The organism is Streptomyces sp. JLSY215 (genome assembly GCF_059682825.1).
Window position 1 is genome coordinate 1973704 of sequence record NZ_CM185022.1, and the last position, 21105, is coordinate 1994808.

The following is a 21105-nucleotide window of genomic DNA, read 5'->3' on the forward strand; positions in this document are numbered from 1 at the left end:
TGCTGCTCCATTCGTGAGGTTCAGCCGCACCGTACGCCTACATGGCACGATGTGCCACCTTCGCGCGTCACGCCTTTCTGACACCCCACTCCGTAAGCTGGCCCCATGCCGACCGCGCCCCGCCCCGCCACCGCCGCCCGCCCCTCGCTGACCGAGCGGCGCAAGGCCGAGACCCAGCTGGAGATCGCCCGCACCGCCGCCGCCCTGTTCGCCGAGCGGGGCGCCGCGGTCACCGCCGACGAGATCGCCCGCACGTCCGGCGTCGCGCTGCGCACCTTCTACCGCTACTTCCGCACCAAGGAGGACGCGGTGGCGCCGCTGCTCGCCGTCGGCGTACGGCAGTGGATCGACGATCTGGCCGCGCCCGCCACCGGACCGGACGCGCCGCCGGTGCGCGAGGCGCTGGAACGGGCCGCGCGCCGGGCCCTGACCCCCGCCGACGCACCGGCGACGGAGGCGCTGTACGTGACCCGGGGGCTGCTGCGGGCGATGCCCGGCGACCCGGCGCTGCGCGCGGTCTGGCACCGGGTGCACCACGACTCCGAGGAGGCCCTGATCCCGGTCCTGGCGCGGCTGACGGACGCCGGTCCGCTGTCCGTACGGCTGGCCGCGGCGGCCGCGAACACCGCGATGCGGGTCGCGGTGGAGGAGTGGGCCGCGGGCGATGAGCCCGAGGACGGGCCGCAGGGGCCGGCGGAGCTGGTGACCCGCGGGATGCGGGCGCTGACGGCGGGACTGCCGGAGCTGGACGGCCGCACGGAGTAGCACCCCCGAGCCGACCCCGAACCCGAACCCGAAACCGAACCCGGACCCCGCCCCGAAACCGGCCGGAAACCCAGACGGAGAGGGCCTCCGGCCCCCCTCTTCGGCCAATCGGGCGGAGATCGACACCCGCCCGAACGACCGGTCGGCGGCCGGATTCCTCCCTTCCGAGCGCGCCCGGCCGCCTTTCGCCCGCGGCCGCGGGTACGGCATCCCCGCTGGCCGCACATCATCCCGTTACATCGTCGTCACAACTCCGCCGCATTCGTTCGCGCCATTACCCACCGCTTTCATCTATCGACTCAAAGCAATCGCCGGAGGTGCGGCCGGGGCGCGGTTGGGGCCAGACTCCCGTCCGGCATCTGCACCTACGAGCAAGGGAGTGTTCGTCATGCGGTACATCTCTGGAGCGATCGCCATCGGCGCGGCGCTGGTTCTCGGCACACTGGCCACCACCGCGCAGGCGGCCACGGCTCCGGCGCAGCCCGTGCGGTCCGGCGGGCTGTACGCCCCGACGGAGCTGGTGCTCACCGTCGGCCGGGGCGAGAGCCGCGCGACGGCCACGGTGGAGCGCGCGGTCAGCCTCAGCTGCGCGCCACGGGCGACCGGCAGCCACCCCGACCCGAGAGGCGCCTGTAGCCAACTGCGTTCGGTGTACGGCGACTTCTCGGCCGTGACCGGCGCGGCGACGGAGCGCGTGTGCACCAAGGAGTGGGACCCGGTCGTGGTCACCGCGGACGGTGTCTGGCAGGGCCACCGGGTGTCGTACACCTACACCTACGCCAACTCGTGCACGATGAACGGTGGTCAGGACGCGGTGTTCCGCTTCTGACCGTATGGACCGGGTCCCCGGGCGCCGGACGGCGGCGCCCGGGGACCTCGTCACACCGGCCCCGGACGCCGAGCGCGTCCGGGGCCGGCCGGTTCCGCCGTTCCCTGCAAGCCCGTACCGGTCAGCCGATCTGCGCGCCGTAGGCCTGCAGGGCCTCCGGGACCGGCTGGAAGAAGGTCTCGCCGCCGCCGGAGCAGTCGCCGCTGCCGCCGGAGGTGAGGCCGAGCGCGGACTCGCCGTCGAAGAGGGCGCCGCCGCTGTCGCCGGGCTCGGCGCAGACGTCCGTCTGGATCAGACCGTCGACCGTGCCCTCCTGGTAGTTGACGCTGGCGTTCAGCGCCTTGACCGTGCCGTCGTGGACCTGGGTGGTGCTTCCGCTGCGCTGCACCTTCTCGCCGACCGTGGCGTCCGCGGCCTTGGTGATCTTCTGGGTGCTGCCGTTGTAGAGGTCCACCTCGCTGGGGTGCGCGGTGTCGCCGGTGTACTTGGCGATGGAGTAGTCGTCACCGGGGAACTTCGAGTCCTCGGTGGTCGCGATCTCCGAGCCGCCCTGCTGGTCGGACCAGCTCTTGACGGCGTTGCCGCAGTGCCCGGCCGTCAGGAAGTACGGCTGGCCGTCCTTGACGACGTTGAAGCCGAGCGAGCAGCGGGCGCCGCTGCCCCAGATCGCGTCGCCGCCGCCGATGAAGGGCTTGAACTCACCCTTGCTGTGGCGGAGTTCGACCTTGTCGCCGAGGCTCTTGGTGACCTGGGTGAGCCGGTCGAGCTTGCCGCCCTTGACCGTGCGGTCCGCGGTCACCACGACTTTGTTGCTGACCGGGTCGACGCCCCAGGCGGTGCCGGGGATGGTCGCCTTCGACTTCAGCGTCTGCCGGGCCGCGTCGAGCTGGGCGAGCGTGTGCTTGACGAGTCTGGCCTCGGCCCCCTTCGCCCGTACGGCCTTGGCCGCCGCCTCGTCCACGACGTTGACCACGAGCTTCTTGGCCTGGGCGTCGTAGTACGCACCGGCCGTGCCGCTCTTGAGCTGGGACGCCAGGGCGGTCGCCGCGCCGGAGGTCAGCTCGGCCGCCTTCGGGATGGCCGGGGCGGGGGCCGCGTTGGCGTTGGCGAGGGTGACGGTGGCGGTGGCGGCGAGGGCCAGCGCTCCCGCGCCTGCCAGGACCGCCCGCCGGTTGGGTATGCGTCGGTGCTTCAACTCAGTGCCTCCCGTGGGGGGGACGGGCCCGTTCCGTGGGGGGATACGCGGGCCCGAGAGTATGAGGAATCGGGACACGAACGGCCGGCCCGGCGAAGCAGCACTTCGTAGCAGCGCTCCGGGGAGTCGCGTCCATGTCAACGTGCGGGGCCGAGTATCCCCATCCCTCTCCCTCGCGCACAAGACCGAGTTCCGGTCTCACATACGGGAGTTCACGGTTCCATCACATGGCGGTCACGCCGGTCGCGTCGCTTTCCGCATATCGGAGTCCCCCGGTACGGACCGGCGGATATCGGTACGGCAGGCGGCGTCTGGCCGGAATCGGTCCCTGCCGGTGCCGGTCGGCGCCCGTCGGTGCCCGTCGGTGCCTGTCGGCGCCCGCCCGCGGCCCCCTGCCCGGCGGTCCTTGTATACGGTCCTCGCCGGGCGGCAGCGGGTGAGCCCCGACTGCGGACGCGCACGACTGCGGACGCGCTCGACCGCGGGCGCGCTCGACCACGGACGCGCTCGACCGCGGGCGCGCTCGACCACGGATGCAGCCGGTTGTGGTTGCGGCCGGTTACGGATGCGGCCGGTTGCCGCCGTCGGCGGTCATCCGCGCTCGGAGCCCCGTGCCGCGTCCAGGCCGCCGGTTCCCCCGAGGTCCGGCAGATCCGCCAGCTCCGCGGGCAGCGCGCCCTCCGCCATGTCGGCGACGCCGTCGGGCTCCACGGCCGTCGCCCGCTCCGCCGTCGCCCGCTCGGTGTGGTCCTGCAGCTCCGCCTCGGCCTGCGCCGTCCGCGCCTCGGCCTGTGCGGTCTGCGCCTGCGCCTGGAGGCCGGAGCGCTCCAGGAAGCGCAGCAGCTCCACCGGGAACGGCAGCACCAGGGTGGAGTTCTTCTCGGCGGCGACCGCCACCACCGTCTGCAGCAGCCGCAGCTGCAGCGCCGCGGGCTGGTCGGACATCGCCGCGGCCGCCTCGGCCAGCTTCTTCGAGGCCTGCAGCTCGGCGTCGGCGTTGATCACCCGGGCGCGGCGGTCGCGGGTGGCCTCCGCCTGGCGGGCCATCGACCGCTTCATCGTCTCCGGCAGCGAGACGTCCTTGATCTCCACCCGGTCGACGGTCACTCCCCAGCCGATGGCCGGGCTGTCCATCATCAGCTCCAGCCCCTGGTTGAGCTTCTCGCGATTGGAGAGCAGATCGTCCAGTTCGCTCTTGCCGATGATCGACCGCAGCGAGGTCTGCGCCATCTGCGAGACCGCGAAGCGGTAGTCCTCGACCCGGATGACCGCGTCGGCGGCGTCGACGACCTTGAAGTAGACCACCGCGTCGACCCGGACCGTGACGTTGTCGCGGGTGATGCCTTCCTGGGCGGGCACCGGCATCGTGATGATCTGCATGTTGACCTTGCGCATCCGGTCGACGCCCGGAACGATCATGGTGAATCCCGGCTGCCGCACATCGGAGACCAGCCGCCCGAGCCGCAGCACCACACCCCGCTCGTACTGCTTGACCACGCGCGCCGCGGCCATGAGATACACGACCCCCGTGCAGGCCAGCGCGACCCCGGCCGTCACCAGTTCTGCGACCATCACGGCCCCCTGACATGCGCCGTAAGCCCTCCGCCAGCCGTTCCGGCGTCCGCATCCACGGCCGTGCACCGTCATGCACCGCGATCCACGGTCACGCACCCTCGCGCACCCGCGTACACCGTCCGAATGGCGCTTGATTGCCATGGTATGCCCGGATCGGCGGGTGGTCGAAAAGGTCCCCGAGCGCGGTCGGGCCCCTGTCCGCCGGCGGACAGGGGCCCTCAACGGAGCCCGGCCGGACCCGATCGGCCCCGGCCGGTCACTCCTCGTTCAGGCGCTCAGTACACGCTCACGCCGTATGCGCTCAGCGCCTCGGTCACGGGCTGGAAGAACGTCGTCCCGCCGGAGGTGCAGTCGCCGCTGCCGCCGGAGGTGAGGCCCAGCGCCTTGGTGCCGGAGTAGAGGGGGCCGCCGCTGTCGCCGGGCTCGGCGCAGACGGTGGTCTTGATGAGGCCGGAGACGATGTCGCCGCCGCCGTAGTTGACGGTGGCGTTCAGGCCGGTGACCGTGCCGCTGTGGATGCCGGTCGTGGAGCCGCGGCGGGTGACCGACTGGCCGACGGTCGGGGTGCCGGCGCTGGTGATGTCCTGGCTGCCGACCGTCCCCGGGTGCGCGACGGAGGTGTTGGTGTACTTCACGATGCCGTAGTCGTTGCCCGGGAAGCTGGTGCCGGTGGTCGGCCCGATGCTCGTGCTGTGCGAGGAGTTGGTGTAGTAGGGCGGCTTGCCCTCGGTGCAGTGCCCGGCCGTCAGGAAGTAATACGTGCTCCCGCTGCGGACGTTGAAGCCGAGCGAGCAGCGCCAGCTGGGTGCGTAGATGGCGTCGCCGCCGGAGATGAACTTCCGCAGGGTGCTGGAGATGCGCTCGATGCGCAGTGCGCCCGCGTTGCTGCCCGCGGCCCGCTCGATCCGGGCGATCTCGGCCCGGGAGACGGTGCGGTCGGCGGTGACCACAAGGGTGTGGGTCTTCTGGTCGACGGACCAGGCGGTGCCGGGGACATCCGCGGCGCGTACCGCGCTGCCGGCGGCGGAGAGCTGCGTGGCGCTGAACGTCCTTGCGGGGGCGGTGTTCTGGGCGCTGGCGGCGGTCGGGACGGCGATGGCACCGACGGCGACCAGTCCGGACGCCGCGGCGATCAGCCGGGTGCGTCTCGCTACGCCGCTGCGTGGGGTGGTGCGCTCGTTCCTCACGTGATTCCTCCGAGGGGGATGGATGGGCCGCCTGTGGGCGGCCCGGTGAGGCGCAGCCGAGGGGAACGCGGCAATCCGCACGGTGCTGTTTTCAGCGTGCCCCTGACAAGCGCTGGTCCGGAGTGTCGGGGGCACCGCCCCCGCAGCGCAAGAGGGCCTCGGAAATATGTCGGCCGCGCCCCGGTGGCGGGCGCCGCACCCGGCACACCGCCCCGGCAGCCTTCTTGCGGCTGCCGGGGCGGTGGGTTGACCCCCTCGGTCGGAGGTGGGACGGACCGGCACGCGCGGCGGTTCCGTTCACCGGAGCGGGGTGCTCATGACCGTGCGTCCTGCCCTGCCGGGCGCGTCGGCTCCGGTAGTCCCAGGTGGGAGCGGAGCGTCCGGCCGTCGTACGCCGTGCGGAAGACCCCGCGCTCCTGGAGGAGCGGGACGACACGGTCGATGAACGGGTCGAGACCGCCGGGCGTCAGATGCGGGACGAGGATGAAGCCGTCGGCCGCGTCCCTCTCCACGAATTCGGTCATTTCCGCCGCGACGGCCTCCGGTGTCCCGATGAACGACTGGCGCCCGGTGGTCTCGATCACGGTCTCCCGGATCGACAGGCCCTTGGCGCGCGAGAGGGCCCGCCATCGGTCGGCGACCGCCTTGGGGTCGGCGATCTTGACCCGGCCCTGTGCCAGTTCACTGTCCGGGTCCGGGTCGATGTCGGGCAGTGGCCCGTCGGGGTCGTAGGAGGACAGGTCGACGCCCCAGATCTGTTCCAGGGCGAGCAGGGCGTTCTGCGGGGAGACCTGCCGGCGGCGGATCTCCGCGGCCCGTTCCTGGGCCTCGGCCGCGGTGTCGCCGAGGACGAAGGTGACGCCCGGCATGATCTTGAGGTCTTCGGGCCGTCTGCCGTACGCGGCGAGCCGGCCCTTGACGTCGGCGTAGAAGGCGCGGCCCGCCTCCAGGCCGCTGTGCCGGGTGAAGACGACATCGGCGCGGGCGGCGGCGAACTCCCGTCCCTCGGGCGAGTCCCCGGCCTGGATGACGACGGGGTGCCCCTGGGGGCTGCGCTGGACGGTGAACTCGCCCCGGACGGTGAAGTGCTCGCCGCGGTGGTCGACCGTGCGGGGCGCGCCGCCGTCCGGCCAGGAATCCCACAACTCCCGTGCCAGTCCGAGGAATTCGGCGGCCCGGGTGTACCGGTCGGCGCGGTCGAGGTAGCCGCCGCGGCGGAAGTTCTCGCCGGTGAAGGCGTCCGAGGTGGTGACGACGTTCCAGGCCGCGCGGCCGCCGCTGAGGTGGTCGAGGGAGGCGAGGCGGCGGGCGAGTTCATAGGGCTCGTTGAAGGTGGCGTTGACGGTGGCGGCCAGGCCCAGGCGTTCGGTGACGGCCGCCAGCGCGGAGAGCACGGTGATCGACTCGGGGCGGCCGGCCACATCGAGGTCGTGGATGCGGCCCTTGTGTTCGCGCAGCCGCAGCCCCTCGGCCAGGAAGAAGAAGTCGAACAGGCCGCGCTCGGCGGTGCGGGCGAGGTGCTCGAAGGAGGAGAAGGCTATTTGGCTGCCGAGGGCGGGGTGGGGCGGGGCCTCTGCCGCCGGGGTGGTGGCCGGGCGGGCGGGCGCGTCGGCCCAGACGGTGGTGTTGTTGACGCCGGGGAAGTGGGCGGCCAGATGGATCTGTTTGCGGTGCGGTCCGCTGCGGGCCGTTCTCATCACGAGGCCTCTCGGGCGGGGGCGTAGCGGCCGGCGGGGCGCGGCAGGCCGAGGTGGTCGCGCAGTGTGGTGCCGGTGTAGGAGCGGCGCAGCAGGCCGCGTCGGCGCAGCAGCGGGACGGTGCCGTCGACGATCAGGGGGAGGGCGCGGGCGGGGTCGGCGGGGCGCAGATGGAAGCCGTCGGCGGCGCCGGCCGCGTGCCAGTCGCCGATCAGGTCGGCGAGCCCGGCGGCGTCGCCAGAGGAGGCCGGCGTGACCGGCAGCGAGGCGAGCACGATCAGCCGGGCCCGCTCGCGCAGTGCGGCGCGGGCCGCGGCGGCGGTGACCGGGTCCTCGGCCCGTACGAGGGCGACATCGGCGTGCGCCGCGGCCACCTCCCGTACGGCCTCGCCGGCGGCGTCGGTCCCGTCCGCGCCGTCGTCCGCGTCGCCGGCACCTGTGGCGTCGACGACGATGACGGCCCGGCCCTGGGGCGGCCTGGGGACGATGGAGGGGCCGCGGACGGTGAAGGCGGTGCCGGTGAAGTCGACGTGGTGCAGCTTGTCGCGGTCGAGGAAGCGGCCGGTGGTCCGGTCGCGGATCTCGGCGTCGTCCTCCCAGCTGTCCCACAGCCGGGCGGCCACATCGGCGACCTCGCCGGCCTCCCGCCAGGCCTCGGCGGGCGGCGCGGCCCGGCGGCGGCCGGTCAGCGCGGCCTCGGCCTCGGTGGTGGAGACCTCGACGTGCCAGCCGGCCCGGCCGCGGCTGACCCAGTCGAGGGTGGCGACGGCGGTGGAGACGTGGAACGGCTCGGTGTGGGTGGTGGTGACGGTCGGGACCAGGCCGATGTGCCGGGTGGCGGGGGCGACGCGGGCCAGTACGGCGAGCGCGTCGGGTCCGGGCCGGGCGAAGCCGTCGCCGAGGGTGAGGAAGTCGAGGCCGCCGCGCTCGGCGAGGCGGGCGAGGGCGACGTAGTGCGCGGCGTCGAAGGGGCCGTGGGACGGGGCGGGGGTGTCCAGCGCGACGGCGAGCGGGAGGGGGCGACGGCTGTTCACCGTGGGACTCCTCAGGGTCAGGACGGGTCGGGTCGGGTCGGGTCGGAGGGGAATGAGCCAGGTCGGGTCGGGTCGCCCAAGGGGCCTTGGTCAAAGGACCGTGGTCAAAGGACCTTGGAGAGAAAGGACTTGGTGCGCTCATGGCGCGGGCTGTCGAGGACCTGGCCGGGCGGGCCCTGTTCGACGATGCGTCCGCCGTCCATGAAGACGACGGTGTCGGCGACCTCGCGGGCGAAGCCGATCTCATGGGTGACGACGATCATGGTGGTGCCCTGGTGCGCCAAGTCCTTGATGACGTCGAGGACTTCGCCGACCAGCTCCGGGTCCAGCGCCGAGGTCGGCTCGTCGAAGAGCAGCAGCTTGGGCTCCAGGGCGAGCGCGCGGGCGATGGCGACGCGCTGCTGCTGGCCGCCGGAGAGCCGGCGGGGGTAGGCGTCGGCCTTGTCGGCGAGCCCGACGCGTTGCAGCAGCTTCTCGGCGGTCGCCACGGCGTCCTTCTTCGGGCGGCCGAGCGCGGAGACCGGTGCCTCGGTGAGGTTCTCCAGGACCGTCAGATGCGGGAAGAGGTGGAAGTTCTGGAAGACGAAGCCGATCTGGGTGCGCTGCTTGAGGATGTCGCGTTCCCGCAGCTCGTGGAGCTTGTCGCCGGAGCGCTTGTAGCCGACCAGCGCGCCGTCGACGCTGACCGTGCCGCTGTCGACCTTCTCCAGGTGGTTGATGGCGCGCAGCAGGGTGGACTTCCCGGAGCCGGACGGGCCGAGGACGACCGTGACCTCGCCGCTGCGGACGTCCAGGTCCACCCCCTTGAGCACCTCCAGCGGGCCGAAGCTCTTGCGGACCGAGCGGACCTCGACCATTGCGCCGTGTGTGCTCATCGGGTGGCTCCCTGGGCGGATACGGGGGCGGACGCCGGCTCGGCGGTGCCGTCCCGGAGGAAGGTGAGCAGGGCGCGCGCGGTGGCGTCGTTCTGCCGGAAGGCGGGGGCGTTGGTACGGGGGCGGGCGAAGGCGCCGGCGGAGCGGGCGTCGGTGTGCGGGCCGAGGGCGAAGCGGCGCGGGTGCGGGCGGCGGCCGGAGCGGTCCAGGATCCGGGCGTCGGCGGGGTCCACGGCCAGCAGCCCGCCGGTCGTCACGGCCGCGCCGTGGGCGTACAGGCCGCGCAGCAGCGCGTCGCGGGTGTGCGCGACGGTCGGCTCCGGCAGCCGGGCCTCCACCAGAGCACGGGCCTCGACGGACTCCCCCGGCACGCCGGCGCTCCCGGCGCGGAACACCCCGCGCCGCCCATCGGCGGTGACGGTGGTGTCCGCGCCGAGGAAGCGCACCACCCCGGCGCGGGACAGCGCCAGCAGCTGCCGCAGCCGTGGTCCCGGCGGGCCGGAGGCGAGATAGCTGAAGAAGCCGTGCCACCAGGGCCCGCGGTCGCCGATCCGGATCAGCTGGCCGTAGACGGACAGCAGCGCGAGGAAGACCGCCAGGTCGGGGCTGTGTGCGGGGTCGTGGCGGCGGGCCAGGTCGGCCTCGATGTAGCCGCGCAGCCCCTCTTGCAGGGCCTCGCCGTCCCGGTAGCGGACGCCGGCCAGCGGATGGTCGAGGGCTTCGAGGTCGAGGCGGTCGGCGGGGTCCGGGACGGCGGCGCTCGCCAGGGCCTGGAGCTCGGCGCTGCCGGGGTCGGCGGCGGCGTACTTCTCCTCGAAGTCCGGCCAGTGCATCCGGGTGCGATCGGGGTGGGCGGTGAACAGCCGGTGGTAGTGGGCGAAGCCCAGTTCCTTGTCGATCAGCGGCCAGACGTCGCGGCGGAAGTCCAGCTCCCCGGACCGGGCGAGCAGCGCATCGACCTGCTCCGGCCCGAAGAAGCGCGGCACCGGCGGCCGTTCGCCGTCGAGTTCGTATCCGATCTTGGAGTGGTACGGGACGCCGCGCCGCGACCCGACGTACAGGACCGGTTCGCGTCCCGACGGCCGGTAGACCGGTGTGCCGTCGGCGGCGGTCGTGTAGCTGCCGCCGCGCCCCTCGGTCAGCAGGACCATCAGGTCGATGAAGGCCAGCCCGAAGCCGCGGACGAGGACGGGCTCGCCGGGGCGCAGCGCGCTCAGATCGGCGTCGGCGGTGAAGGCGGGCGGCAGGTACGTCAGGCTGTGACGCCCCGCGAAGTCACCCAACTCCTTTTCCTGCGGTGTGAGTTCGGACTCCAGATGGCCCAGGGTGAGGACCACCAGGTCGGCCGCGAGCGGCGTCGGGCGGCCCCGCAGCCATACCTCCTGGCGGCCGTCGCGCGGCCCGGTGATCCGTACGGCCGTGTCGCGGTGCTCGTGTACGGCGATCCCCGGCGGCAGCGCGGCCACCGACCGCTCGTACACCCAGCCCAGGTACGCGCTCTGCAGCCGGCGGCCGGGGAAGTCCCGCGGTCCCAGCGCGGCGACGGCGTCGGCGAGGCCGGGTGCGGCGGGGGTGTCCCCGGCCCCGGGCGGGAGGCGGATCTCGCCGGTCCGTACCGCCTGGGCCCACTGCGCGAGCGAGGGGCCGGGCCATACCGGGCCCGCCTGTTCCACGCTCTCGTCGGTGAACATGGTGACGTCCTCCGCGGTGGAGTTCATCCACAGCAGCGGCGACTGGTCATGCCGCCAGATGCGGCCGCCGCCGGGCGGGTACGGGTCGACGACGTGCAGGTCGAGGGGCCGGTCGCGGTAGAGCTCGGGGACGTTGGCGGCGATCCGGCCGAGCAGTCCGGTGCCCCGCGGCCCGGCGCCGACGATCACCACGGAGGGGCGCGCGGCACGGCTCATCGGGCACCGGCCGTCCCGCGGGCGTAGTGCCGCTCGACGTAGTACTGGCCGATGCCGAGGACCGAGGTGACGGCGACGTACCAGAGGGTGGCGACCAGCAGCAGCGGGATGACCTGGTAGGTGCGGTGGTAGACGAGCTGGACGGAGTAGAGCAGGTCCTGGACGGCGATGACGCTGACGATGGAGGTGCCCTTGAGGGTGCCGATCAGCATGTTTCCGGCCGGCGGGACGATCGCCCGCATCGCCTGCGGCAGCACGATCCGCCGCAGCCGCCGCCAGGCGCCCAGGCCCAGCGACTGGGCGGCCTCCAGCTGGCCCTTGTCGACGGAGAGGATGCCGCCGCGGACGACCTCGGCGGCATAGGCGGCCTCGTGCAGGGTGAGGCCGATGACGGCGATGGCGACCGGGCCGAGGAGATTGACGGTCTTGATGCCGAGGACCGTCGGGTACAGCGCCCCGATGTTGAACCAGAACAGCAGCTGCACCAGGATCGGCATCGACCGGAACAGCCAGACATAGCCCCAGCTGACGCCGCGCAGCACGGGGTTGGCGGACAGCCGCATGGTGGCGAGCACGGTGCCCAGCGCGAAGCCCAGCACCATCACGAGCCCGGTCAGCCACAGCGTCAGGCCGAGGCCGCGCAGTACCGCGGCGGTCAGGAAGTAGTCGGCGACGACGTCCCATTGGAAGGCGTCGTTGCGGATCACGGAGAGGGCCGCCAGGGCGAGCAGGACGAGGACGGCGGCGGCCGCGGCCCACTGGCCGGTGCGGCGGCGGGGCACGATGCGCACCGCCCCGTCGGCGTCCGTGGGGCTCGTACGGCCTGGTGGGGTGGGGGCCGGGGGCGGGGCCGGCTCGGCGAGGGTGTCGGAGGCTGAGTCTGCCAAGGACATGCGAAGGCTCCGTGGATTCAGTGATCGAACACGGGAGTTGAGCGCCTTCACACAGGCGGAGCGCGTTCCGCGGAACGCCGCCGGGCCGCGCCCCTCAGCACGAACCGGCCCTTGAGGCTATGGGGTCGACACGGCCGGTTGTCAAGGCCGTCCACACTGTGAACGGCGCACCGGGAGACAGTTGACGCGGAAACGGATGCCTGTTCCACTTGTGTCCATGTACTCATGGCAGCGGCTGGTCACCCGCGACCACATCGACTTCGGTCGCGTGTGGTCGTCGTCCTGTTGAGCTGACGCCCTGCCCTGAAGCCCGTCGCCCCTGAGGCCGGGCCGTTTCGCGGTTCTTCCTCCTGTCACCGCGCCTTCACACCGTGCGCCGCCGTGCGGACGCACACCCCTCCCCTCGCCTGTCACCTTTGCCTTTCCCCTTCCCCCTTCCCCCTTCCCCCTTCCCCCTTCCCCCTTCCCCTTTCCCGCACGGGCTCCCTCCCGGGTGCCGCCCGCGCGGTTCCCTCCCCGCTCAGAGAAGGGCGCGGTATGCGCTTCGGCGTCATGACCTTGATCGACAATGTCCCGGATGCGCTGTCCGGGCGCCTTCCGTCCCCCTCCGAACGCCTCCGTGAGGTGGTCGAACTCGCCGTACTGGCCGAGGAGTTGGGGTTCGATGCCTTCGGCGTCGGGGAGCGGCACGGCGCGCCGTTCCTGTCCAGCTCGCCGCCGGCGGTGCTGGGCGCGATCGCCGCCCGTACCCATCGCATCCGGCTGTTCACCACCGTCACGGTGCTCTCCACCCTCGATCCGGTTCGGGTCGCCGAGGACTACGCCACCGTCGACCAGCTCTCCGCCGGCCGCCTCGAACTGACCATCGGCAAGGGCAACGCCCCCGAACCCTGGCATCTCTTCGGCCGCGACGCCTCGGACCAGTACGCGCTGCAGGAGGAGAACTACGAGCTGCTGCGGCGGCTGTGGAGCGAGGAGAAGGTGACGTGGTCCGGCCGCTTCCGGCCGCCGCTGGAGGAGGTGACCGCACTCCCCCGCCCGTACCAGCAGCCGCCCACCATCTGGCACGGCAGCGCCACCAGCGAACGCTCGGTGGAGCTGGCCGCGCTGTGGGGCGATCCGGTCTTCTCCGCCAACGTCATCCAGCCGGTGGCCAATTACGCCAGGCTGCTGGACCACTACCGGGCACGCTGGGAGGAGTACGGGCACGATCCCTCGGCGGCCCTGGTCGCCTCCGGCGGGATCCTCTACGCCGCCGCCGACGACCGCACCGCCCGCCGTGACTTCGCGCCGTACTACGAAACGGCCGTCGCCGCCCGCGATGTGCCCGGGAACAACACCCCGTTCCGGACCCTGGACGACGCCGCCGACCACGGCCCGGTGCTCGTCGGCTCCCCCGGGCGGATCGCCGACAAGATCCTCCAGCAGCACGACGCCTACGGGCATGCGCTGCAGTTCTTCTCCGTGGAGAGCGCCGGGCTGCCCTTCGACCGCAAGGCCGACGTCCTGCGGCTGACGGCCGCCGAGGTGCTGCCGCAGCTGCGCGCGGAGCTGCCCGACCCGCTGCCGTGGCCGGCCGCGCCCGCGCCCGCACGGCCGCCGCTCGCCACGGAGGGCGCCCGGTGACCACCGCGCCCCGGCCGGCCGGCGGCCCGACGGTGCGGCCCACCACCGTCACAGGCCCTCCCCCAGCCCGTCCCCTGCTGGAGGAACTCACCAAGCATCTGACGCATCCGGAACACCCAGCGCATCTGGAGGGCTCGCGCCCATGACCACCACCACGCCCCGCACCGCCGCCCTGCGCGCCGCCGCCCTCCTGGCCACCGCGGTCCTGGCGCTCACCGCCTGCGGCTCGGGCGAACCGCCGGCCGACGGCAAGGCGGGACCTGCGGCCGCCAAGATCCCCACCACGGACGTGGTGTCGGGCATCAAGAAGGACCCGGCCGCCGCCCGGCTGCTGCCCGCCGAGGTCCGCAGGCGCGGCACCCTCACCCTCGCCACCAGCGTCGGCACCCCGCCCGGCACCACCTATCTGCCCGACGGGAAGACCCTGGTCGGCCAGGACGTCGACTTCGCCGACGCCGTCGCGAAGGTCCTCGGCATCCGGCTGCGGCGCGAGGTGGCGAGCTTTGAAGCGATCCTGCCGGCCCTCGGCAGCGGCAAGTACGACCTGGGCACCGGCAACTTCGGTGTCACCGACGAGCGCCGCCGGACCATCGACTTCGTCACCTACATCAACGACGGCCAGGGCTTCGCGGCCCGCAAGGACAGCCCGCTGAAGAAGGTGACCTCGCTGCGGCAGCTGTGCGGGCTGACGGTCGCCACCGGCGCCGGCACCACCTTCGAGGCGACGCTGGAGGAGAACCGGCACCTGTGCGAGGAGGCGGGCAGGAAGCCGTACGACGTGAAGACGTACGCCGAATCGGGTGCGCTGTGGATCTCGCTGCAACAGGGCCGGACGGATGTGGTGATGAGCACCATCAACGGGCTGCGCTATGCGGTGAAGCAGCAGCCGGGGCTGCGGTTCCTCAATGAGTTCAAGCGGCTGGACGTCGGCTTCGCGTTCAAGAAGGGGACGCCGCTGGCGCCCGCCGTCCAGGCGGCGGTCAACCGGCTGAAGAAGGACGGGAGTTACGACCGGATCCTGAAGAAGTGGGGCACCGGCGCGTCGGCGGTCAAGGAGTCGCGGATCAGTCCGCCGGAGATCAGGTGAGCGCGGGGCGGGCGGCCCGTTCCGGCACGGCCCGCCCGCCCCGTGACGTCACCGGGCCGTCGCCCCCGCCTTCGCCTTCGCCGGGCCGCCGACCGTGTGCCGCCGTACGACCTGGTCCATCAGCGCGGCCAGCACGTCCCGCACCGAGGAGCGGTCGCGGGCGTCGCAGGCGATCGCCGGCACCCCGGCGTCGATCCCCAGCGCCTCCCGGACCTCCGCCAGCTCGAAGTGCTGGGCCCCGTCGAAGCGGTTGACGGCCAGGACGAACGGCGTGGCGCGCTCCTCGAAGTAGTCCAGCGCCGGGAAGGAGTCCTCGATCCGCCGGGTGTCGACCAGCACGATGGCCCCCAGCCCGCCCTCGACCAGGTCGTCCCACAGGAACGAGAAGCGGTCCTGGCCCGGCGTACCGAAGAGGTAGAGGACGATCGTCGGGTCGAGGGTGATCCGGCCGAAGTCCAGCGCGACGGTCGTGGTGGTCTTGTTCTCCACGCCGACCAGCGAGTCCACCCCGACGGAGACCTGGGTGATGGCGGCCTCGGTGTCGAGCGGTTCGATCTCCGAGATCGCGCCGATGAACGTGGTCTTGCCGACACCGAGACCGCCGCTGATCACGATCTTCACGGCGAGCGGTGCGGCTTTGTCAGAGCGCCCGGACATGGTCCCTGATCCTCTCCAGGACATGGAGCGGCAGCTCCGTGGGTTGTTGACACACCAGCAGTCCGCCGACGACGAGATCGGCGATGAGGACCTTGGCCACGCCCAGCGGCACCCCGATCCCCTGCGCGACCTCGGCGACCATCGTCGGCTGCGCGCACAGCGTGACGATCCGGCGGCGCTCGAACTCCAGCGAGGCGAGCGGCGCATCGGGCACCGCCACCACCAGCGTCTCCAGACGCAGTCCGTCGTGCATCGGCTCCGCCCGGCCACCGGTCATGATGAACGGCCGGACGAACAGCGCGTCCTCATCGGCTTCCTCGCTCATCGCGGCAGAACCTGCCGCAGATCCGCGATCAGCGCCGGGTTGAGCAGATCCCCGGCCCGCTCGGCGAGCACCGCCATCTCGTAGCCGACCAGGCCCAGTTCGCCGGTGCTGTCGGCGAGCACGCCCAGGCAGCTGCCGTCCCGGATCGCGGAGACCAGCAGAAAGCCGCGGCCCATTTCGATCATGATGAGCTTGACGCCGTCGAACTCGTACCGGCGCGAGGCGCTGCGCGCCAGGCTCGAAAGCCCGGAGACCACGGCCGCCAGATGGTCGGCGTCGGTACGGCCCAGGCCCTCCGACACCGCGATCAGCAGACCGTCCGAGGAGACCGCCACGGCGTCGCGCACCCCGTCCGTCTTGCGGACGAAGTTGGCCAGCAGCCAGTTGAAGGTCTGGGAATCGTTGTGGAGATCGACGCTCACTTCTGCTCACCCTTCCGTGCGGCCCCCGCCGGTTCCGCGCCCTGCGCGTTGGCCCGCGCCTGCTCCTTCTCCCTTTGCCGCTCCCGCTCCTTTTCCTTCTCCTTTTCCTTTTCCTTCTCCTTCTCCTTCTCCACGCTGATTCCGCCGCGCATATGAGCGCTGCGGAGCGTGGCGAGCATCCCGGACACCTCGTCGGGGCTGCGGTCCGGCGTCGGGGCGGCCTCCTGCTGCCAGCGGGACGGCGCGGCCTCGTTCACCGCGGACTGGATGGAGCTGCGCTTGGCACGCTTGACCAGACCGTTGCGGGTACGGGCGGCGGAGGAGCCGCGCGGTCCGGCGGGCGCCCCCTGTCCGGCGTCACGGGCCTCCCGGGGGCGCGGCGGGGTCTCGGCGGGCCGCTCGGCCCGCTCCCCCTGCGCCGCCGCACCCGCCCCGTCGGCCTTCCCGGCCTGCCCGGCCTGCCCGTCGGCCACCGCGGACTCCCCCTTCTCTCCGGTGTCCTTCTCTCCTGCGCCCTTCTCTCCGGCGTTCTGCCGCGCCGCCTCCGGTGCCTTCCGTACGTCCGGCACCTGGGGTACGGCCGGTGCCGCGGCCGAGTCCGCCAGGAGGGTGGCGGGGATGAGCACCCGGGCGACGGTGCCGGCGGCCGGCGCCTCGCCGAGCCGTACCTCGATGCCGCACTTCCGGGCCAGCGCGCCGACGACGAAGTGGCCGAGGAACCGGGTGGGTTCGGCCATGAAGCTGGCGCTGCCGGAGAGCCGGACATTGGCCTCGGCCATCGCCTGGGTGCCCATACCGGTGCCGTGGTCGACGATCGCGACGAGATAGCCCGCGCTGGTGCGGCGGCCCTCGATCTCCACATCGGTGTCCGGCGGCGAGAAGCTCAGCGCGTTCTCGACCAGCTCGGCGAGCAGGTGGGCGATCTCGGAGACGACCGTGCCGCTGACGAAGCCGGCGTCGACCCGGCGCAGCTTGACCCGGCGGTACTCCTCGACCTCGGAGAGCGCCGCGCGGATGACGTCGGTGACGGACAGCGGGGTGGCCCAGGTCCGCGGGCTCGCCTCGCCGGCGAGGACCAGCAGGCTCTCGGCGTTACGGCGCATCCGGGTGGCGAGGTGGTCCAGCTCGAAGAGGTTGGCGAGGGTGGCGGGGTCGGCGTCCTCGTGCTCCAGCTTGTTGATGAAGCTGATCTGACGGCGTACCAGGTTCTGGTTGCGGCGGCCGAGGTTGACCAGCGACTCGGTGGCGTTGCGGCGCAGTACGGCCTGCTCGGTGGCGAGGTCGTAGGCCACCTTCTGCATCTGGTCGAAGGCGTCGGCCATCATGCGGACCTCGGTGCCGGCGCCCCGCGGGACGGCGAGCGGGCCGAGTGGTTCGGGCCGGCCGGACTCGGCCTGGACCCGGGCGACGGCGGCGGGCAGCCGGGTCGTGGCCGCCTCGCGGGCCTGCCGGGTGAGGGCGCCCAGCGGTCCGGAGACCGAGCGGGCGGCGCCGACCGCGAGCCCGCCGAGGGCCAGGACCGAGCCGAGGGCCAGCAGCCCGAAGAGCACCAGGGTGCGGGTGGCCTCGCCCTGGAGGACGTGCGCACGGTCCGTGATGTCCTTGCCCAGGTCCTTCTGCACGGTGCGCAGCCCGTTGAGGGTGGCGGTCGCCGCGTCGTACCAGGCGGTCGGCGGCACCTCACCGGCGCGGGGCAGCCGGCCGCGACCGGCCACGATCTCCTTCTCGTATCCGAAGACCTGCTGGGCGGCCGGGGTCCGCAGCGCGCTGTCGAGCTCGCGCCGCTGCCGGGCGTCGGCCCACTGGGGGTAGGTGTCCAGGGCGGAGAGCCGTCCGGACCGGGCGGTCATGAAGCGGGTGTAGTCGTCGCCGTGGAACCGTCCGGAGTGCAGCGAGCCGAGCACGATGGCGCGCTCCTGGCCCATGAACTCCTTCGCGCTGCCCAGGACTTGGAGCGCCTGGTAGTCGGAGCGCAGTACGCCGTCGCGGACCTCGACGAGGCCCAGGCCGAGGCGGTTCAGGGCGACGTTGGTGTCGGTGTAGTAGTTGTACGTCCGGGTGACCTCGCCGGAGCCGTTGTCGGCGGCGGCGCGGATGCCCTGGAGGGCGTTGGCCCGCCCCAGGGCGCCGCGTACGGCGTCGGCGGCGCTGTCATGATGGCCCGCCAGCTCGCGGTCCACCTTCTTGCGCGCGGCGTCGGTGAGCTTCCGCTGGGCGTGCATACGGCCGCGGAACTCCCGGACACCGCCGACATAGCCGGTGGTCAGGCCGCGTTCCTTCTGGTGTTCATGGATGAAGCCCTGGAGGGCCTCGGAGAGATGGGCGTCCTCGGCGGTGGCGCCGGCGTTGCCGTAGTCGCCCACCTGCCGGGCCGCGGAGAAGCCCAGCAGCGCCAGGAGTATCACCAGGGACACGGTGAGGATGCGGATGAGCTTGGCGCGGATGGTGCGGGGTGCCACGACGGTGGCCGTGAACGCCGTGCGGAAGCGCTGTGACCTGGCTTCCGTGGTCTGAGTTTCCACGTCCTGATCTTTCGGAAGGGATCTTTCGGGATGCAGACGTCAATCTGCATCCGTGTCAACGACCCTCCCGTGGGTCAGTCACCCGATGATCGGTCTATATCGCGGGCACCCCTGGGCGTCGCGAACATCTGCCCTGGTCCTATGCCAGAACCGACCCAAGGGTTGGATTCGGCTTCCTGTGACTACTTGTCGACATCACCGGCGGGTACCGACCGTGATGCCCATCGCACTGTCAGTTCCTTTTAGGGGCGCGGGAACTGACGACACGCCACCCTCTTTGCACCAGATGTGTCACGAACCCCCCGTGCGGCGGCTATCCACTTGGCACACCCTCCGCATCATGCACGACGATAGGGGGCGGAACACGGAAAGACGGAACACCACCGCGGGTGAGAGGAGGCGTCAATGGGATCGGTGCGCAAGGCGAGTGCCTGGCTTGGCCTCGTCGACGACAACGATGACGAGCGCTACTACGACGACGACTACGCCGAGGGACCTGGGTCCGCCGCCCCGGCCGGCGACGCCTGGGTGACCGATCCCCGGGTCCGGGTGGCCGACCGGACCGCACACGACCAGGGCACCCGTATCGCCACCGTCACCCCGGAAGGCTTCGGCGACGCCCGCGGCATCGGCGAGCTCTTCCGGTCCGGCGTCCCGGTCATCGTCAACCTGACGGCCATGGAACCGGGTGACGCCAAGCGCGTGGTGGACTTCGCGGCCGGCCTGATCTTCGGCCTGCGCGGTTCGATCGACCGGGTCGCCACCCGGGTGTTCCTGCTCACCCCGCCCGACTACAAGGTGGTCAGCGGGGGGCAGGACAACCACCGCAACGGGGGGTTCTTCAACCAGAGCTGAGCGGGTGGCGTGTTCCGGCCGGGGGTCCGGGGGTTGCCCCCCGGGAAATACAGCAGCCAGAGCTGAGCGGGTGGCGTGTTCCGGCCGGGGGTCCGCGCGCCCGGCGCCCCTGGGGTCCGCGCGCCGGGGGCCCCAGGTCCGTGCTCCCGTCCGAGGTCCGTGCTCCCGTGGGCCCAGGGGCCGCGCTCCCGGGGCCCGCGCTCCCGCGCCCTGGGTCCGTACTCCCGCTGTCCGCGTATCCGCGTACTCGGCGGCACCGGGAACGCGATGGTGCCGGGAACGCGGGTGGTGCCGGGAAACGGGAACATTCCCCGGCACCACCGCGTTGTGGCCCCGCAGGGGGCCTTCGCGCCCCTTAGGGGATGCGTTCGACGACCCCCCAGGGGACACCCCCCGGCCTACCGGAACGCATCCAGCCCGGTGAGCGCCTTGCCCAGTACCAGCTGGTGCATCTCGACGGTGCCCTCGTAGGTCAGCACCGATTCGAGATTGGTCGCATGCCGCATCACGGGGTACTCCAGCGAGATCCCGTTGGCGCCCAGGATCGTCCTGGCGGTGCGGCAGATCTCGATGGCCTCCCGGACGTTGTTGAGCTTGCCGAAGCTGATCTGCTCGGGGCGCAGCCGCCCCGCCTCCATCCGCAGCCCCAGGTGATGGGCCAGCAGAATCCCCTTGTGCAGCTCCACCGCCATATCGGCCAGCTTGGCCTGGGTGAGCTGGAAGCCGCCGATGGGCCTGCCGAACTGCTCGCGGGTGCGGGCGTAGTCGAGGGCCGCCTCGAAACAGGCCCGCGCGGCACCCATCGAGCCCCAGACGATCCCGTAACGGGCGTGGCTGAGGCAGCGCAGCGGGCCGCCGAGGCCCTTGGCCTCCGGCAGTACGGCATCGGCCGGCAGCCGTACGTCGTCCATGACGAGCTCGCTGGTGACCGAGGCGCGCAGGGACCACTTGTGCTTGATCTCGGGCGCCGAGAAGCCGGGAGTGTCGGTGGGGACGGCGAACCCGCGGATGCCGTCGTCGGTCTGGGCCCAGACCACGGCGACCCCGGCCACCGAGCCGTTGGTGATCCACATCTTGCGCCCGTTGAGCACCCAGTCCCCGCCGTCCCGCTTGGCGTACGTCCGCATGCTCGCGGGGTCCGAGCCGTGGTCCGGCTCGGTCAGGCCGAAGCAGCCGATGACCTCGCCGGCCGCCATCCGCGGCAGCCACCGCTGCTTCTGCTCCTCGGACCCGAAGCGCCAGATCGCGTACATGGCGAGCGAGCCCTGGACGGAGACCAGCGAGCGGATGCCGGAGTCGGCGGCCTCCAGCTCCAGGCAGGCCAGGCCGTACTGGACCGGGGAGGCGCCCGCGCAGCCGTAGCCGGTCAGGGACATGCCCAGCGCGCCGAGGGAGCCCAGTTCGCGGGCGAGGTCGCGGATGCCGGGCAGTTCGCCGCGTTCGTACCAGTCGGCGATGTGCGGCAGGACGCGGTCGGCGGCCCACTGCCGGACGGTGCCGCGGACGGCACGGTCCTCGTCGGTGAGCAGATCGTCGATGCCCAGCGGGTCGGCGGGGTCGAACGGCGGGAGCTTCGAGGACAGCGGTGCGGACATGCGGGGCCTCCGGCAGGTTCAGCGCTCGCGCGTAAAACTAGCAGTGGTAGTTATGGCCT

General features: G+C 72.4%; 18 protein-coding genes. 5 read left to right on the forward strand and 13 right to left on the reverse strand.

Translation table 11 applies throughout. The features are described from left to right. The first annotated feature begins 105 nt into the window (after positions 1-105). Together AC5677_RS08875 and AC5677_RS08880 are read left to right on the forward strand one after the other, a co-directional pair. Complete coding sequence (locus tag AC5677_RS08875; RefSeq protein WP_497194471.1) at positions 106-765, forward strand: TetR/AcrR family transcriptional regulator; 660 nt, start codon at positions 106-108, stop codon at positions 763-765. 388 nt (positions 766-1153) lie between these two features. After that, positions 1154-1594 carry a subtilase-type protease inhibitor gene (locus AC5677_RS08880; protein ID WP_497194472.1) on the forward strand — a complete coding sequence of 147 codons (441 nt, stop codon included), beginning with the start codon at positions 1154-1156 and terminating at the stop codon, positions 1592-1594. A 121-nt stretch (positions 1595-1715) separates the two neighbouring features. Here AC5677_RS08880 and AC5677_RS08885 read toward each other — a convergent pair whose 3' ends face one another. The 8 genes from AC5677_RS08885 to AC5677_RS08920 all read right to left on the reverse strand — a co-directional run bounded on the left by AC5677_RS08885 (position 1716) and on the right by AC5677_RS08920 (position 11957). After that, on the reverse strand, positions 1716-2789 hold the full coding sequence (locus tag AC5677_RS08885) for a S1 family peptidase (RefSeq protein WP_497194473.1): 1074 nt from the start codon (positions 2787-2789) through the stop codon (positions 1716-1718). 591 nt (positions 2790-3380) lie between these two features. Beyond that, on the reverse strand, positions 3381-4361 hold the full coding sequence (locus tag AC5677_RS08890; RefSeq protein WP_497194474.1) for a slipin family protein: 981 nt from the start codon (positions 4359-4361) through the stop codon (positions 3381-3383). A gap of 278 nt (positions 4362-4639) precedes the next feature. Continuing rightward, positions 4640-5551 carry a S1 family peptidase gene (locus AC5677_RS08895; RefSeq protein WP_497194475.1) on the reverse strand — a complete coding sequence of 304 codons (912 nt, stop codon included), beginning with the start codon at positions 5549-5551 and terminating at the stop codon, positions 4640-4642. Positions 5552-5865: 314 nt separating this feature from the next. Further along, positions 5866-7248 carry an NtaA/DmoA family FMN-dependent monooxygenase gene (locus tag AC5677_RS08900; RefSeq protein WP_497194476.1) on the reverse strand — a complete coding sequence of 461 codons (1383 nt, stop codon included), beginning with the start codon at positions 7246-7248 and terminating at the stop codon, positions 5866-5868. After that, the gene (locus AC5677_RS08905) at positions 7248-8282 is read right to left on the reverse strand and encodes an LLM class flavin-dependent oxidoreductase (protein WP_497194477.1); all 1035 of its coding nucleotides are present in this window, start codon (positions 8280-8282) and stop codon (positions 7248-7250) included. The genes AC5677_RS08900 and AC5677_RS08905 overlap by 1 nt, the downstream gene beginning before the upstream one ends. 104 nt (positions 8283-8386) lie before the next feature. Then, complete coding sequence (locus AC5677_RS08910; protein WP_497194478.1) at positions 8387-9157, reverse strand: amino acid ABC transporter ATP-binding protein; 771 nt, start codon at positions 9155-9157, stop codon at positions 8387-8389. Next, entirely contained in the window at positions 9154-11064 is a 1911-nt protein-coding gene (locus tag AC5677_RS08915) for an FAD/NAD(P)-binding protein (RefSeq protein ID WP_497194479.1), read from the reverse strand. Before AC5677_RS08915 ends, AC5677_RS08910 begins: the two co-directional genes overlap by 4 nt. Beyond that, on the reverse strand, positions 11061-11957 hold the full coding sequence (locus AC5677_RS08920) for an amino acid ABC transporter permease (protein ID WP_497194480.1): 897 nt from the start codon (positions 11955-11957) through the stop codon (positions 11061-11063). The genes AC5677_RS08915 and AC5677_RS08920 overlap by 4 nt, the downstream gene beginning before the upstream one ends. A gap of 537 nt (positions 11958-12494) precedes the next feature. On the opposite strand from AC5677_RS08920, the gene AC5677_RS08925 reads away from it, so the two are divergent. Both AC5677_RS08925 and AC5677_RS08930 read left to right on the forward strand, forming a co-directional pair. Further along, positions 12495-13583 carry an LLM class flavin-dependent oxidoreductase gene (locus tag AC5677_RS08925; RefSeq protein WP_497194481.1) on the forward strand — a complete coding sequence of 363 codons (1089 nt, stop codon included), beginning with the start codon at positions 12495-12497 and terminating at the stop codon, positions 13581-13583. Positions 13584-13725: 142 nt separating this feature from the next. Further along, the gene (locus AC5677_RS08930) at positions 13726-14670 is read left to right on the forward strand and encodes an ABC transporter substrate-binding protein (protein ID WP_497194482.1); all 945 of its coding nucleotides are present in this window, start codon (positions 13726-13728) and stop codon (positions 14668-14670) included. A gap of 48 nt (positions 14671-14718) precedes the next feature. On the opposite strand, the gene AC5677_RS08935 is transcribed toward AC5677_RS08930, so the two are convergent. From AC5677_RS08935 to AC5677_RS08950, 4 genes are read right to left on the reverse strand one after another with little or no spacing between them, the layout of a single operon-like run. Further along, entirely contained in the window at positions 14719-15327 is a 609-nt protein-coding gene (locus AC5677_RS08935) for a GTP-binding protein (protein ID WP_497194483.1), read from the reverse strand. After that, positions 15311-15652 carry a DUF742 domain-containing protein gene (locus tag AC5677_RS08940; protein WP_497194484.1) on the reverse strand — a complete coding sequence of 114 codons (342 nt, stop codon included), beginning with the start codon at positions 15650-15652 and terminating at the stop codon, positions 15311-15313. Before AC5677_RS08940 ends, AC5677_RS08935 begins: the two co-directional genes overlap by 17 nt. After that, positions 15649-16074 (reverse strand): roadblock/LC7 domain-containing protein, encoded by a 426-nt coding sequence (locus tag AC5677_RS08945; protein ID WP_497194485.1) that lies wholly within the window; start codon positions 16072-16074, stop codon positions 15649-15651. The genes AC5677_RS08940 and AC5677_RS08945 overlap by 4 nt, the downstream gene beginning before the upstream one ends. Next, positions 16071-18596 (reverse strand): sensor histidine kinase, encoded by a 2526-nt coding sequence (locus AC5677_RS08950; protein WP_497194486.1) that lies wholly within the window; start codon positions 18594-18596, stop codon positions 16071-16073. Before AC5677_RS08950 ends, AC5677_RS08945 begins: the two co-directional genes overlap by 4 nt. Positions 18597-19001: 405 nt before the next feature. Between AC5677_RS08950 and AC5677_RS08955 the strand changes: the two genes are divergently transcribed. Next, on the forward strand, positions 19002-19451 hold the full coding sequence (locus tag AC5677_RS08955) for a cell division protein SepF (protein ID WP_497194487.1): 450 nt from the start codon (positions 19002-19004) through the stop codon (positions 19449-19451). A 398-nt stretch (positions 19452-19849) separates the two neighbouring features. On the opposite strand, the gene AC5677_RS08960 is transcribed toward AC5677_RS08955, so the two are convergent. Next, the gene (locus tag AC5677_RS08960; RefSeq protein WP_497194488.1) at positions 19850-21046 is read right to left on the reverse strand and encodes an acyl-CoA dehydrogenase family protein; all 1197 of its coding nucleotides are present in this window, start codon (positions 21044-21046) and stop codon (positions 19850-19852) included. Positions 21047-21105: the final 59 nt, after the last annotated feature.

Excerpts from the sequence above, each read along its gene's own strand:
- AC5677_RS08880 (WP_497194472.1), top strand. The coding sequence starts at position 1,154 with ATGCGGTACATCTCTGGAGCGATCGCCATCGGCGCGGCGCTGGTTCTC.
- AC5677_RS08920 (WP_497194480.1), bottom strand. The coding sequence starts at position 11,957 with ATGTCCTTGGCAGACTCAGCCTCCGACACCCTCGCCGAGCCGGCCCCG.
- AC5677_RS08910 (WP_497194478.1), bottom strand. The coding sequence starts at position 9,157 with ATGAGCACACACGGCGCAATGGTCGAGGTCCGCTCGGTCCGCAAGAGC.
- AC5677_RS08900 (WP_497194476.1), bottom strand. The coding sequence starts at position 7,248 with ATGAGAACGGCCCGCAGCGGACCGCACCGCAAACAGATCCATCTGGCC.
- AC5677_RS08940 (WP_497194484.1), bottom strand. The coding sequence starts at position 15,652 with ATGAGCGAGGAAGCCGATGAGGACGCGCTGTTCGTCCGGCCGTTCATC.
- AC5677_RS08915 (WP_497194479.1), bottom strand. The coding sequence starts at position 11,064 with ATGAGCCGTGCCGCGCGCCCCTCCGTGGTGATCGTCGGCGCCGGGCCG.
- AC5677_RS08925 (WP_497194481.1), top strand. The coding sequence starts at position 12,495 with ATGCGCTTCGGCGTCATGACCTTGATCGACAATGTCCCGGATGCGCTG.
- AC5677_RS08935 (WP_497194483.1), bottom strand. The coding sequence starts at position 15,327 with ATGTCCGGGCGCTCTGACAAAGCCGCACCGCTCGCCGTGAAGATCGTG.
- AC5677_RS08890 (WP_497194474.1), bottom strand. The coding sequence starts at position 4,361 with ATGGTCGCAGAACTGGTGACGGCCGGGGTCGCGCTGGCCTGCACGGGG.
- AC5677_RS08930 (WP_497194482.1), top strand. The coding sequence starts at position 13,726 with ATGACCACCACCACGCCCCGCACCGCCGCCCTGCGCGCCGCCGCCCTC.
- AC5677_RS08955 (WP_497194487.1), top strand. The coding sequence starts at position 19,002 with ATGGGATCGGTGCGCAAGGCGAGTGCCTGGCTTGGCCTCGTCGACGAC.
- AC5677_RS08960 (WP_497194488.1), bottom strand. The coding sequence starts at position 21,046 with ATGTCCGCACCGCTGTCCTCGAAGCTCCCGCCGTTCGACCCCGCCGAC.
- AC5677_RS08875 (WP_497194471.1), top strand. The coding sequence starts at position 106 with ATGCCGACCGCGCCCCGCCCCGCCACCGCCGCCCGCCCCTCGCTGACC.